Annotated in this window: 12 protein-coding genes; 2 read left to right on the top strand and 10 right to left on the bottom strand. The window is 71.7% G+C overall.

Going from position 1 to position 13,011, the window contains the following annotated elements; genetic code table 11:
• The coding region (locus B8460_RS00880) for a MazG nucleotide pyrophosphohydrolase domain-containing protein (RefSeq protein WP_048859680.1) at positions 1–411 on the top strand (411 nt) is incomplete at its 5' end.
• A 208-nt stretch (positions 412–619) separates the two neighbouring features.
• Entirely contained in the window at positions 620–1,525 is a 906-nt protein-coding gene (locus B8460_RS00875) for an amino acid--[acyl-carrier-protein] ligase (RefSeq protein WP_241771054.1), read from the top strand.
• Here B8460_RS00875 and B8460_RS00870 read toward each other — a convergent pair.
• The 10 genes from B8460_RS00870 to B8460_RS00825 form a co-directional block, all read right to left on the bottom strand.
• A complete protein-coding gene (locus tag B8460_RS00870; RefSeq protein WP_048859676.1) occupies positions 1,522–2,397 on the bottom strand; it encodes an aldose 1-epimerase family protein in 876 nt (291 codons plus the stop codon). The genes B8460_RS00875 and B8460_RS00870 overlap by 4 nt on opposite strands.
• Positions 2,398–2,506: 109 nt before the next feature.
• Positions 2,507–3,334, bottom strand: a complete 828-nt coding sequence (locus B8460_RS00865; protein ID WP_048859675.1) for an inositol monophosphatase family protein — start codon at positions 3,332–3,334, stop codon at positions 2,507–2,509.
• Positions 3,331–4,671, bottom strand: a complete 1,341-nt coding sequence (gene hflX / locus B8460_RS00860; RefSeq protein ID WP_048859674.1) for a GTPase HflX — start codon at positions 4,669–4,671, stop codon at positions 3,331–3,333. Before hflX ends, B8460_RS00865 begins: the two co-directional genes overlap by 4 nt.
• The gene (gene hfq, locus B8460_RS00855) at positions 4,664–4,954 is read right to left on the bottom strand and encodes an RNA chaperone Hfq (protein WP_048859673.1); all 291 of its coding nucleotides are present in this window, start codon (positions 4,952–4,954) and stop codon (positions 4,664–4,666) included. Before hfq ends, hflX begins: the two co-directional genes overlap by 8 nt.
• Positions 4,955–5,052: 98 nt before the next feature.
• Positions 5,053–5,727 carry an HAD family hydrolase gene (locus B8460_RS00850; protein WP_048859672.1) on the bottom strand — a complete coding sequence of 225 codons (675 nt, stop codon included), beginning with the start codon at positions 5,725–5,727 and terminating at the stop codon, positions 5,053–5,055.
• Positions 5,727–6,578, bottom strand: coding sequence for a D-amino-acid transaminase (locus B8460_RS00845; protein ID WP_048859671.1), 852 nt, complete (start codon positions 6,576–6,578; stop codon positions 5,727–5,729). Before B8460_RS00845 ends, B8460_RS00850 begins: the two co-directional genes overlap by 1 nt.
• Before the next feature lie 59 nt (positions 6,579–6,637).
• Positions 6,638–8,035, bottom strand: a complete 1,398-nt coding sequence (ntrX, locus tag B8460_RS00840; RefSeq protein WP_048859670.1) for a nitrogen assimilation response regulator NtrX — start codon at positions 8,033–8,035, stop codon at positions 6,638–6,640.
• Positions 8,025–10,175 (bottom strand): sensor histidine kinase NtrY-like, encoded by a 2,151-nt coding sequence (locus B8460_RS00835; RefSeq protein WP_241771055.1) that lies wholly within the window; start codon positions 10,173–10,175, stop codon positions 8,025–8,027. The genes ntrX and B8460_RS00835 overlap by 11 nt, the downstream gene beginning before the upstream one ends.
• Positions 10,176–10,371: 196 nt before the next feature.
• Positions 10,372–11,820: a nitrogen regulation protein NR(I) gene (gene ntrC, locus B8460_RS00830; RefSeq protein WP_048859669.1), complete on the bottom strand. Its 1,449-nt coding sequence runs from the start codon at positions 11,818–11,820 to the stop codon at positions 10,372–10,374.
• A 42-nt stretch (positions 11,821–11,862) separates the two neighbouring features.
• Positions 11,863–12,984, bottom strand: a complete 1,122-nt coding sequence (locus B8460_RS00825; protein ID WP_373855588.1) for a two-component system sensor histidine kinase NtrB — start codon at positions 12,982–12,984, stop codon at positions 11,863–11,865.
• Positions 12,985–13,011 lie beyond the last annotated feature (27 nt).

Raw genomic sequence — 13,011 nt, 5'->3', positions numbered from 1 at the left:
GGCGTGCCGTCCGCCCTGCCCGCCCTGACGCGCGCGGCGAAGCTGACGGCGCGGGCGGCGCGCGTTGGCTTCGACTGGCCGGACGCGGCGTCGGTGCTCGACAAACTCGACGAGGAGACGGCGGAGCTGCGGGCGGAGCTGGCGGATGCGGACCCCGCGCGGCTGGCGGACGAACTCGGCGACATGCTGTTCGTGCTGGCCAATCTCGGGCGCAAGCTCGGCCTCGATCCCGAGGCCTGCCTGCAGGCGGCGAGCGGCAAGTTCACGCGGCGCTTCGACGCGATGGAGCGCGCGCTCGCGGCGGAGGGACGGACACTGCCGGAGACGGACCTCGCGACCATGGATCGGGCGTGGGACGCGATCAAGGAAAGCGAGACCGCATACGATCGTCAACCCACTGTCGCTGACTGAGCGGAATCGCGATTGACGCAGTAATTTCTGCCTAATACGTTTGTCACATTCTGTATCAGTGTTTCGGCGTGGTTCCGTAGCGACCGTGCGGCCCCGCTCGCTTGGTCACTCGTTGGTGCTGGGGTGTAGCGTGCACAGCAATCCGCTCAGCGGCCGGCACGTGGCTCCCGCCGCAGGCCGCCCGGCCACTATGTTGCGGGCCGACGCCGTGCCCGCCCAGACGCTGCGCGAGCGGTTGCTGCACGCGGGGCTGCTGATCGAGACGGGCGTCGAGGGCGTCTATGGCCACAGCGCGGCGTTCGAGACGGTGCTGGCGGGCTGCAACGCGTACGCGGGCCGGATGGGTGCGGCGGACGGGGCAGAGGTGCTGCGTTTCCCGCCGCTGCTGAACCGGACGGTGGCGGAGCGGAACCGCTACGCCGCCGCGTTTCCGCAGCTCGGCGGCCACGTGTTCAGCTTCGACGGCGACGACGACGACCATCAGCGCTATGTCGGCAAGCTGCTGCGCGGCGAGGATTGCAGCTGCGAACTGACGATGACGCGCAGCGTGCTGACCCCCGCGGCCTGCTATCCGGTGTACCCCGCTCTCGCCGCACGCGGTCCGCTGCCCGCCGGCGGCTGCGTGATCGACGTGCTGGGCGAGTGTTTTCGTCACGAACCTTCGGCGGAGACGGCGCGGCTGCAATCATTCCGCATGCGTGAGTATATTTATCTGGGCGACGCCGGTCGGGCGCTGGCGTTCCGCGATCTGTGGATGGAGCGGTCGGCGGGGCTGCTGCGCGATCTCGATCTGCCGGGCGAACTGGCGGTGGCACATGATCCGTTCTTCGGTCGGCTGGGCGCGCGACTGGCAGACGCGCAGGTGGACCGCAAGCTGAAGATGGAGCTGGTGATCCCGATCGGCCCCGACGCGCGGCCGACGGCGTGCATGAGCTTCAACTGCCACCTCGATCACTTCGCGTCGATCTGGGATCTGACGCAGGCGGACGGGACCGTGGCGCATACGGCGTGCGTGGGCTTCGGCCTGGAACGCCTGACGCTCGCCCTGTTCAGCCGCCACGGCCTCGCCGTCGCCGCGTGGCCCGCCGGCTTGCGCGGCGCGCTCGGGCTTTAGACGACCCGTATGCGGTAGCTCATGCTGCGCTTCTCGCCCGGCGGGATCAGCATCAGGCCCGGCTTCTCGGTGAACTCGCCGTCGAACCCCTCGGGGCTCGCATAGCCGTGCCACGGCTCGATACATAGGAAATCGGCGCCGGCATCGGGCTTGGTCCACAGGCCGAGCTGCCGGTAGCCCTCCCACGACACCTCGATCGTGGGCGTGCCGGGCGCGCCGTAGCGGACCGAGGTGCTGGCCGGCGCGTCGAGGATGATCGCGTCATCGGCGAACAGCGACCGGTCGAGGCGCAGGACGCGCCCCTCGATCGGGCTCGCCACCGGCGCGGGGCGCAGCAGCCCGGCGGCGTCGAGGCGGCGGATCGGCGCGGGCTCCGGCTGGTCGAACTCCAGGGTATGCGCGTCCGCCGGCACGTCGTCGCCGATCGGCCACTGAAACGCCGGATGCGCGCCGGAGGAGGCGGGCAGCACCTCCCGCCCCGTGTTGGTGATCGTGGTGCGGACACTGAGCGCGTCGTCGTCGAGCACGTAGGCGAGTTCCAGGCGGAACGGCCACGGATAATGCGCCCGCGTCTGCGCGTCGTCGTGCAGCACCAGGCGGCAGGCGAGTGCGGTGCGTTCGAGCCACGCGAAGCGGCGGTCGCGGGCGAAGCCGTGCCGACCCATCGGGTAGGCGTGGCCCGCATGGCGCAGCGTGTCGCCCGCGAGCGCGCCGACGATCGGAAACAAGACGGGCGCGTGGCGCGGCCAGGCCGGGCCGGCCTGCCACAGCAGCTCCTGATCGGCGGCGTCGATCAGCGAGCACAGCTCCGCTCCGTCGGCCTTCACGGTGACGGTGAGGTAGGCGTTGGACAGCACGTGACGGTCTTGCATGATACCCGCAGCGGGAGGCGGCCGACCGGGGCGGTCCATGGCCGCGCGTGACGGATGCAGCCTGTCACGCCGCCACCCGGCCCGGCAACAGGGACGCGGAGCCGCCGGATCAGGTCCCGCCGGGGAGCAGGGCCTCCCGGATCGCCGCCCAGGACGCCGCGTCGGGCGCGCACAGCAGGCCGCCGGTCGTGTGGGCCGGCGTATAGGGACTGCCGTCGAGCCGCGCAGCGTGGCCGCCGGCCTCGCGATGGAGCAGCCAGCCGGGCGCGTGATCCCAGGGCAGCAGCTTGTTGTACAACAGGAAGTGACAATGCCCGCCCGCCGCGAGCCGGTACTCGTGGCCGGCGCAGCGATAGTTCCAGGTGGCGGCGAAGCGCGGCAGGTTGGCAAGCACGGTGCTGCGCCGCGGCTCCGTCATGAACTGCCACGACGGCATGCCGCTCATGGCGGCGACCGGCGCGGGTGTCGCGACGCGCAGCGCACGCCGGCCGTCCGCGCCCTGCAGCCAGGCCCCCTGCCCCGCCAGCGCGCAGGCGGCGCAGTCGGAGGTCGGGTCGAGGATCGCGGCGGCGGTGACGCGGCCGCCCTCGATCGCCGCCGCCATCACGGCGAAGACCGGCACGCCGGCTTGGTAGTTATAGGTGCCGTCGATCGGATCGACGACGAAGGCGAGCGGCGCGTCGCCGAGGCGGTCGAGCAGGCCCGGATCGGCCGACGCCGCCTCCTCCCCCACGATCAGGGCGTCGGGGAAGCGCGCGCGCAGCCCGGCGGTGATCACCCGCTCCGCCGCCTCGTCGGCGACGGTTACGAGATCGAGCGGCCCGGATTTGGCGCGCACCTCGTCCGCCGACAGCCGGCCGAAGCGCGGCAGCACCTCGGTCCGCGCGGCATGGCGCAGCAGCGCCGCCAGCGCCTGCAACTCGTCGTGGGTGATCACTCGGCCAGGGCGTCCGGGCGCTCGAACCGGGCCCGGTCGGCCGGCAGCAGCCGGACCGTCAGGCGGATCGCGTCGCTGTGGTCGGACCGCGTCACCACCTCGCCGTGCCGGTACAGCCAGGCGAGCCGCGCGCCGTCCTCGGGCGGGATGTCATAGGACGCGACCTCCATCCCCGCCGCGATGCGCCCGTCCACCGCGTCGCGCAGCGCCTCCAGCCCCTCGCCCGTGATGGCGGAGACGGCGACCGCGCTGTCGCCCACGCCGCCGAGGCGCAGCGGCACCTCCGCCACGCCGCCGAGCAGGTCCGCCTTGTTCAGCACCTCGATCGTGCGGTCGGGCCAGTCGGCGTCCAGCGTGCCCTCGGCCGCGAGGCCGTCGAGGACGGCGATGACATCCGCCCGCTGCCCCTGCGTGTCGGGGTGGGCGGCGTCGCGGACATGCAGGATCACGTCGGCCTCCGCCACTTCCTCCAGCGTCGCGCGGAAGGCGGCGACGAGTTCGGTCGGCAGCTCGCTGATGAAGCCCACGGTGTCGGACAGGATCGCCCGCCGCCCCGACGGCAGGCGCAGGCCGCGCATGGTCGGATCGAGCGTCGCGAACAGCTGGTCGCGCGCCGTCACCTCCGCCCCGGTCAGGGCATTGAACAGCGTGGACTTGCCGGCATTGGTGTAGCCGACGAGGGCGACCACCGGAAACGGCACCCGGCGGCGGGCGCTGCGGTGCAGGCCGCGGGTGCGGCGCACCTGTTCCAGCTCTTTCTTCAGCCGCACGATCCGGTCGCCGATCAGCCGGCGGTCCGCCTCGATCTGCGTCTCGCCGGGGCCGCCGAGGAAGCCGAAGCCGCCGCGCTGGCGTTCTAGGTGGGTCCAGGACCGCACCAGGCGCGAGCGCTGATATTCGAGATGCGCCAGTTCGACCTGCAGCGTGCCCTCGCGCGTCGCCGCCCGCTCGCCAAAGATGTCGAGGATCAGGCCGGTGCGGTCGATCACCTTGCAGCCCCAGGCGCGTTCGAGGTTGCGCTGCTGCACGGGGCTGAGGGCGGCGTCCACGATGGTGACCGTCACCTCCGCCGTCTCCAGCTCGCGGTGCTGCGCCTCCACCTGCCCGGAGCCGAGCAAGGTGGCGGGGCGGCGGCCGCGCAGCGGCACGATCGCGCTGTGGACGATGATCAGGCCGATGGAGGCCGCCAGTCCGATCGCCTCGCTCAGCCGCGCGTCAGCGGCACGGGTGGCATCGGCCGTGCCGTCGGGTCGTTCCCAGGGCAGGATGACGGCGGCGCGGGTAGGGCCGGCCTGCGGCGCGGCCCCCCTGGCGGCCCGTCCTGGCTCCTCAGTCACCGTCGGCAGCGGCCGTCTCCCGTGGGGTGGTCTCGCGCGCGGGTGCCGCCGCCGCCGGGTCGAACAGCTGGATCGGCGCGCCGGGCATCACCGTGCTGATCGCATGCTTATAGACAAGCTGCGTATGGCCGTCGCGCCGGAGCAGGACGGAGAAATTGTCGAACCAGGTGATGATGCCCTGCAGCTTGACCCCGTTCACCAGGAAGACCGTTACCGGCGTCTTGTTCTTCCGCACATGATTTAGGAAGACGTCCTGAACATTCTGTGCCTTTTCATTCGCCACGGCAGGGTCCTTTGTTCTTTTCGTTCATCTGCTCCTGAAGGGCCGGCGGGTCGCGCCGGTCCCTTGCCCGTCGCGTGCGTGGCGTCGCAGCAGCCGGGTTAGGCATCGTGGACTGTAGCAGCCACCGGACCGGAGGCAAGCGCGCGCAGTGCCGCGGCGAGCGCAGCCGCGTCCTGCATGTGCAGATCGGGCGCCGCCGCCGCCACCCCGCCGTCATGCGCCGCGTCGCCGAGCAGCACCGCGACCGCGCCCGCGGCGCGCGCCGCCTGCATGTCGAGCGCGGTATCGCCCACATACCAGACGGTTTCACCCGGTCCGATCCCGATTGCATCGAGCGCCATGCGCAGCGGCGCCGCGTCCGGCTTGTCCGCCGCCGCGTCGCCGGCGCCGATCACCGCGCCGAACCGGCCCGCCCAGTCCAGATGCGCAACCTCCGCGCGCAGATACGGGCCGGTCTTGTTTGAAACCACCGCGCACGGATACGCGCCGGCAGCGTCCAGTACTGACGCGATGCCGGGCATCGGGCGGACATGCGCGAGATGGGTGGCGGCGAGCGTTTCATAGAAAATGTCGCGCGCCCGCGTCCATTCGGGGCCGAACATGCCGGGGAAGCTGTCGCGCAGCGACACCCGCACGCGCGCCCGCACCTCCGCCTCGGTCCAGGTCGGATGCCCGAATGCCGCGAGCGCGGCGTTGAGCGCGGCGGTGACGCCGCCCCACGCGTCGACCAGCGTGTTGTCCCAGTCGAACAGGATCGCGGCGGGGCGCTGCATCACGCGGCGCCGACCTCGCGCAGCAGCAGCGCATGCAGCTGCCGCGTCAGCGGCCCCGGCGTGCCGTCGCCGACCGGCCGGCCGTCGATCGCGATCACCGGCTTGACGTAGCTGGACGCGCTGGTGAGGAACACCTCGCGCGCCGCGCGCAGCTCGTCGAGTGTCACGCCCTGCTCGACAAAGGCGATGTCCGCGCGAGCGAGCACGGCGACCAGCATCGCGCGCGTGCAGCCGGCGAGCACGGACGCATCCAGATGGCGCGTGCGCAGACGGCCGTCGCGATCGACGACCCACACCGTCGTCGCCGCCCCTTCCGTCACGATGCCGTCGCGCCCGATCAGGATCGCCTCGTAGGCACCCGCGCTACGCGCCGCCTGACGCGCGAGCACGTTCGCGAGCAGGCCGGTGCTCTTGATGTCGCAGCGCGCCCAGCGCTCGTCGGGCCGCGTGATCGCCCGCACGGCGGCGGCGGCGACATCGCCGGGCGGCGGCAGCGCGCGCGCCGTGACGATCAGGGTGGCGTCGCCGATCGCGGCCGGAAAATGATGCTCCCGCCGCGCCGTGCCGCGCGTGACCTGGAGGTACAGGATGCCGTTGACGACCCGGTTGCGGGCCGCCACCTCGCGCAGCACGCAGCGCAGCGCCGCGCGCGTCAGCGGCAGCGCGATGCCGAGCGCCGCGAGCGAGCGGTCGAGCCGGCCGAGATGCCCGTCCTCATCCACCGCGCGGCCATGCAGCAGGGGCACGACTTCATACACGCTGTCGGCGAATTGCAGCCCGCGGTCCTCGATGCTGACGGAGGCGTGCCGCTGCGCGACGTAGCGGCCTTTGACATAGGCGATCCGGCTCATGCGGTCGGTTGCTCTCAGGAAAGTCGGCGGGCGAAGAACTCGGCGGGAACGGCGGTGGTCTAGCTGCCGACGCGCTCGTCGGAATTGACGCCAAGCTGTTTGAGTTTGCGATGCAGGGCGCTGCGCTCCATGCCGACGAACTGCGCCGTGCGGCTGATGTTGCCGCCGAAACGCAGCAGCTGCGCCTGCAGGTACTGCGTCTCGAACAGGTCGCGCGCGTCGCGCAGCGGCAGGCCCATGATGTCGGCGGTCGGGTCGATCGACAGCAGCGCGGGCGCGTTCGACCCGATCTCCGGCGGCAGCATGTCGGCGCGGATCGGATCGGCGGCCGCACCCGGCGCCATGATCAGCAGCCAGTCCATCAGGTTGCGCAGCTGCCGCACGTTGCCGGGCCAGTCATAGGCCTGCAGCGCCGCCAGCGCGTCGGCCGACAGGTCGCGCGCGGGGATGCCGGAGGATTCGGCGGAGCGGACGATGAAATACTGCGCCAGCGCCGGCACGTCCTCCCGCCGCTCGCGCAGCGCCGGCACGCGCAGCGGCACCACGGCGAGGCGGTAATAGAGATCCTCGCGGAAACGGCCGTTGCCGATCTCCGCCTGCAGGTCGCGGTTGGTCGTCGCGAGCACGCGCACGTCCACCTTCACGCGCGACGAGCCGCCGAGGCGTTCGAAGGTCTGATCCTGCAACGCGCGCACGATCTTGCCCTGCGTCTCGAGCGGCATGTCGGAGACTTCGTCGAGCAGCAAGGTGCCGCCATGGGCGCGCTCCAGCACGCCGGCGCGGCGCGGCTGGGTGGTCGGATCGGTGCCGGCCTCGACCCCGAACAGCTCCTCCTCGAAGCGGTGGGGCGCGAGCGTCGCGCAGTTGAGCACGACGAACGGCCCCTCGGCGCGGCGCGACTTCGCGTGGATCGTCCGCGCCGCCACCTCCTTGCCCGATCCGGCGGGGCCGGCGATCAGCACGCGCGATCCGGTGGGCGCCACGCGCTCGATGCTCGCGCGCAGGGTGCCAATCACGGCACTGCTGCCGGTCAGCTCCGTCTCCGGCCCGGCGCGCAGGCGCAGTTCCTGGTTCTCGCGCGCGAGTCGCGCCGCCTCCAGCGCGCGGCGCATCACCAGCAGCAACCGGTCGGACTTGAACGGTTTTTCGAGGAAGTCATAGGCGCCGTGCTGGATCGCGGCCACCGCCATTTCGATCGTGCCGTGGCCGGAGATCATCACCACCGGCACCTGCGGCTCCTCGCCGTGCAGCGCGCGCAGGATGCCGAGACCGTCGAGCTTGGAGCCCTGCAGCCACACGTCGAGCACGACGAGCGACGGGCGGCGCGCGCGGAACGCGGCGATGGCCGCATCGCTGTCCGCCGCCTGCCGCGTCTCGTAGCCCTCGTCGCGGAGGATTCCGTCGATCAGCAGCCTGATGTCGGGCTCGTCATCGACGATCAGGATCTCATGCGCCATCCGGCATCCTCGCGGGCAGAAACAGCACGGCCGTGGTGCCGCGCGCGTCGGGGCGGTCGTCGAGCGTGACGGTGCCGCCGTGGTCCTCCATGATCTTCTTCACGATCGCCAAACCAAGACCGGTCCCTTTCGGCTTGTGCGTCACGTAGGGTTCCGTGAGCTTTTCGCGATCCTGCTCCGGCAGGCCGATTCCGTCATCGGTCACGGACAGGCGGACGCCGTCCGCCTCCGTCCGTACGCCGAGGGTGATGCGACGGGCACCGTGACCGGTGGCCATTGCCACCGCGTCCTCGGCGTTCTGGAGCAGATTCGTCAAGGCTTCCCGCAGCAGCCGCCCGTCGCAGGCCACCACCGGACCCTGTTCGGGGATGTCGGCCGCGAAATCAAGATCGGGCCGCGCGGTGCGGCGCAGCACGAACACCTCGCGCGCGATCCGCCCGACATCCTCGGGCCGCATCTGCGGTGTCGGCATGCGGGCGAAGCGGGAGAACTCGTCCACCATGCGGCCGATATCGCCGACATGCCGGACGATGGTGTCGGCGCACTGGCGGAACGTGTCGGGATCGGACGTGATCTCCTTCGCGAAGCGCCGCTTCAGCCGCTCGGCGGAAAGCTGGATGGGCGTCAGCGGGTTCTTGATCTCGTGCGCGATGCGCCGCGCGACATCGGCCCAGGCGGCCTTGCGCTGCGCCGCCTGCAGTTCCGTGATGTCGTCGAAGGTGACGACATAGCCGTCGACGCGGCCCGACTTCATCTCCGCGCCGATGCGCACCAGCAGGGTGCGGCGGTGCGTGGGCGGGCCGAGGGCGATTTCCGCGACCATGCCCGCGGCCCGCGCGCGGTCGCTGCCCTCGCGCGCCTCGCGCAGCAGGCCGGCGAACTCCGGCACGACGGCGGGCAATTCCTGCCCGAGCACGCTCCACAGATCGGCGCCCAGCAGCTCGCTGGCCGCCCGGTTCGGCAGCTCGATCCGTCCCTGCGCGTCCAGCCCGACCACCCCCGCCGACACGCCCGACAGCACCATCTCGGTGAAGCGCCGCCGCTCGTCGATCTGGCTGTAGGCGTCCATGAGCTCCGTCCGCTGCGCGGCGAGCTGGTTGGTCATGCGGTTGAAGGCGCGCGACAGGCCGGCGATCTCGTCATGCGGCGCGACTTCCGGCACCCGCACCGCGAGATCGCCGCCGCGCACCCGCTCGGCCGCCTGGATCAGCCGGCCGATCGGGCGGGCGATCTGATTGGCGAGCACGAGGCCCACCAGCACGGCCGCGCACAGCACCAGCAGCGCCACCAGCGCGAAGATCCAGGCAAAGGCGATCTGCAGCCACGATCGGTTCTCGTCCATGCGGTGATAGGCGGCGACCGCGGCCTCGGTCTTGGTGATGTGCTGCAGCACCTGCGGATCGACGGGCCGCCCGACCAGCAGCATCAGGTCGGGATTGGACGTGACCTTGACGACCGCCCGCACGCGCGTGCCGTCGTCGCCGTTCAGCACCACCACCTCGCCCGCCCGCGCCCGCTCCGTCGCCCAGTCGGGCGGCGCGTCGATGCCGAGGCCGGCGAACAGCCCGGCGCGCGCCAGCACCTGCCCGGTCACCGGCTCGTAGATCACCGCCTCCGTCAGGCCGCGCAGCGCGGTCTGCGCGGCCAGTTCGCGGGCGATCTCGTCGGGGTCGATGGCGAGGAAGTTGCCGCCGTGATTGAGATCGTTGGCCATCTCCAGCGCCACCGCCCGGATCGCGTTGCGGTGTTCCTGCAGATAGCCGCGCGACGCCTCCAGGCTTTCGCGCAGCGCCTCGCGCACCGGATCGTTGAACCAGCTCTGGATGCCGAGGTGGAAGAAGGCGACGGCGAAGGTCGCGACGACGATGGTGGGCGTCACCGCGATGCCGCCGAACAGCAGCACGAGCCGCACATGCAGCCGCGCGCCCGCCGAACCGCGACGGCGCTCCACCCAGACGCGCGTCAGCCGCCCGGCCAGCAGGGCGCCGAGGATCAGGAGGACCGAAAGATTGGCCAGCACCATGCCGACATCGACGCCGGGGCGCAGGCCGAACGGGGTGCCGCGCGCCAGCACGACGAAGGTGCTGATGCCGAGACCGAGGGCGACGACGGCGAGGCCGATCGTCACCACCTTGCCCATCAGCGCGTCGAGGATGCGCGTCAGCAGCCGCCAGCGGCGCGGCGTCGCGGCGGGGGGTGCGACAGGGACCTGGGCGGGGGCGGCCGGCGTGGGCACGGCCGCACCCGGCTCCGGCGTGCCGGGCGGGGCGGGCGGCGGCGTCACGTCCATGTCGCGTTCCCTTCCGGTCTGCGGTCCCGCTCGGGCGTGCGGGCGATCAGGCGATTCCCCTCACGACCGAGATATCGAGGTCGCGTATCTTCTTGCGCAGCGTGTTGCGGTTGAGGCCGAGCATCGCCGCCGCCTTGATCTGGTTGCCCCGCGTCGCCGCGAGCGTCATCTGGATCAGCGGCCGTTCCACCTCGGCGATCACCCGGTCATAGATGTCGGACGGCGTCAGCCCGTCGTCATGGGCGGACAGGAAGGTGCGGATATGCCGCTCCACCGCGCGGGCCAGCGGCTCCGGCCCGATCGCGGCGGGCGTCTCCACCAGCGGCGCGGCCTCGGCCAGCTCGGCGCCGATCACGTCGCCGGTGATCGTCTCCTGCGGATAGAGCGCCGCCAGGCGCCGCATCAGGTTCTCCAGCTCGCGCACGTTGCCCGACCAGCGATGGGCGCGCAGCCGGTCGATCGCCGACTGGTCGAGCGCCTTTGCCGGCAGCCCGTCGACGCGGGCGCGGTCGAGGAAATGCCGCGCGAGGTCGGGGATGTCGTCGGCCCGCTCGCGCAGCGGCGGCAGGCGGATCGGCACGACGTTGAGGCGATAGAACAGATCCTCGCGGAACTGCCCGTTGCGGATGGCGGCGCGCAGGTCGCGGTGGGTCGCGGCGATGATGCGCACGTTGGCGCGGATCGGCTGCCGGCCGCCGACGGTGGGGAACTCGCCTTCCTGCAGCACGCGCAGCAGCCGGGTCTGCGCCTCGGGCGGCATGTCGCCGATTTCGTCGAGGAACAGCGTGCCGCCGTTGGCCTGCTCGAAACGGCCCTGGTTGCGGTTGGTGGCGCCGGTGAAGGCGCCGCGCTCGTGGCCGAACAGCTCGCTTTCGATCAGCTCGCGCGGGATCGCCGCCATGTTGATGGCGACGAACTGCCCGCCGCGCCGCTTGCCGTAATCGTGCAGCGCGCGGGCGACCAGCTCCTTGCCGGTGCCGCTCTCGCCGGTGATCATCACGGTCAGGTCCGCCGTCGTCAGCCGCGCGATGGTGCGGTAGATCTCCTGCATCGCCGGGCTGCGGCCGATCAGCGGCAGCCGCTCGTCGGCGTCGCGCGGCGCCTCCGGCGCGTCCGGCAACGGCGGCGCGGGCTGCGCGAGGGCGCGGCCGACGACCGACAGCAGCTCCTTCAGGTCGAACGGCTTCGGCAGGTATTCGAACGCGCCGCGCTGCGCCGCCTTCACCGCCGTCATCAGGGTCGATTGCGCGCTCATCACGACGACGCGCAGGTCGGGGCGGACACGCTTGATGCGCGGGATCAGGTCGAGCCCGTTCTCGTCGGGCATCACCACGTCGGTGATGACGAGGTCGCCCTCGCCGTCCTCCACCCATCGCCAGAGCGTCGCGGCGTTACCGGTGCTGCGCACCTGATAGCCGGAGCGGCCCAGTGCCTGCGTCAGCACGGTGCGGATGGAGCGGTCGTCGTCGGCAACCAGCACGGTCGGGGGGGTCATCGGGCGATCCATTCACAAAACCGGCACACGCGCGCCGCGCACTCAGTAGCCGCCATCGCCGTCACCGTCGCTGATGACCGGCAGATGCAGACGGAACTCCGTCCGCCCGGGCCGGCTGTTCAGCTCGATCAGGCCGCCATGGTCGCCGACGATCTTGGCGACTAGCGCGAGCCCGAGCCCGGAGCCGGAGCTTTTCGACGTCACAAACGGCTCGAACAGGTGCAGCCGCAGATCGTCGGGGATGCCCGGGCCGTTGTCGCGCACCATCACCAGCAGCGGCAGGTCGAGCCGCGCCCGGCTGCCCGGCACCGTCAGGCGCATGCCGTGCTGATAGGCGGTGGACAGCACGATCTCGCCGTTCTGGTTGCCGTCGTCGGTGATCGCCTCCGCCGCGTTCTTCACCAGGTTGAGCAGCACCTGTACGAGCTGGTCGCGGTTGCCCCACACGGGCGGCAGCGACGGGTCGTACAGCTCGGTGAACCGGATATGCGCCGCGAAGCCACTTTGGGCGAGGCGGCGGACATGTTCGAGCACGCGGTGGATGTTCACCGCGCCGCGATCGATCGGCTTCTCGCTGAAGATCTCCATGCGGTCCACGAGGGCGCGGATGCGGTCGGCCTCGTCGCGGATCAGCACGCACAGCTCGCGGTCCGCCTCGCTGGTGCTGGTCTCCAGCAGCTGCGCCGCGCCGCGTATGCCCGACAGGGGGTTCTTCACCTCATGCGCCAGGATCGCGGCCATGCCGGTCACGCTGCGCGCCGCGCTGCGGAACGACAGCTGCCGGTCGAGCGCGCGCACGCCGGACGCGTCCTGCAGCGTCAGCAGCACGGCACCCGGCAGGTCGGCGACCGGCGTGCCGTGCACGGTGATGCCGTGCTTGTCGAGCCGCGGGCTTTCGAGCGCGAGGTCGTGGTCGGTCACCGTCACGTCGCCCTGCCGCACCTGGCTCAGCAGCAGGAAGATCGGGTTGTCCTCCGGCAGCAGGTCGCCGAGCCGGTGCAGCGCAAGCTGCGAGGCCGACATCGACAGGAACTGCTCGGCGGCGTGATTGACGAACAGGAACCGGTTGTCGGCATCCAGCATGACCACGGGGATCGGCAGCGCGCCGAGGATCTGCGTCGCGTCCGTGCGCGTGGTGGCCGGGCGCGGACCGGCGGGCACCACCTCGGCCGCGCGGCCGCGCGCGGCCTC

The sequence above is a fragment of the Acidisphaera rubrifaciens HS-AP3 genome (assembly GCF_000964365.1).
Lineage (GTDB): Bacteria > Pseudomonadota > Alphaproteobacteria > Acetobacterales > Acetobacteraceae > Acidisphaera > Acidisphaera rubrifaciens.
This window is presented reverse-complemented; position numbering and strand designations above follow the sequence as displayed.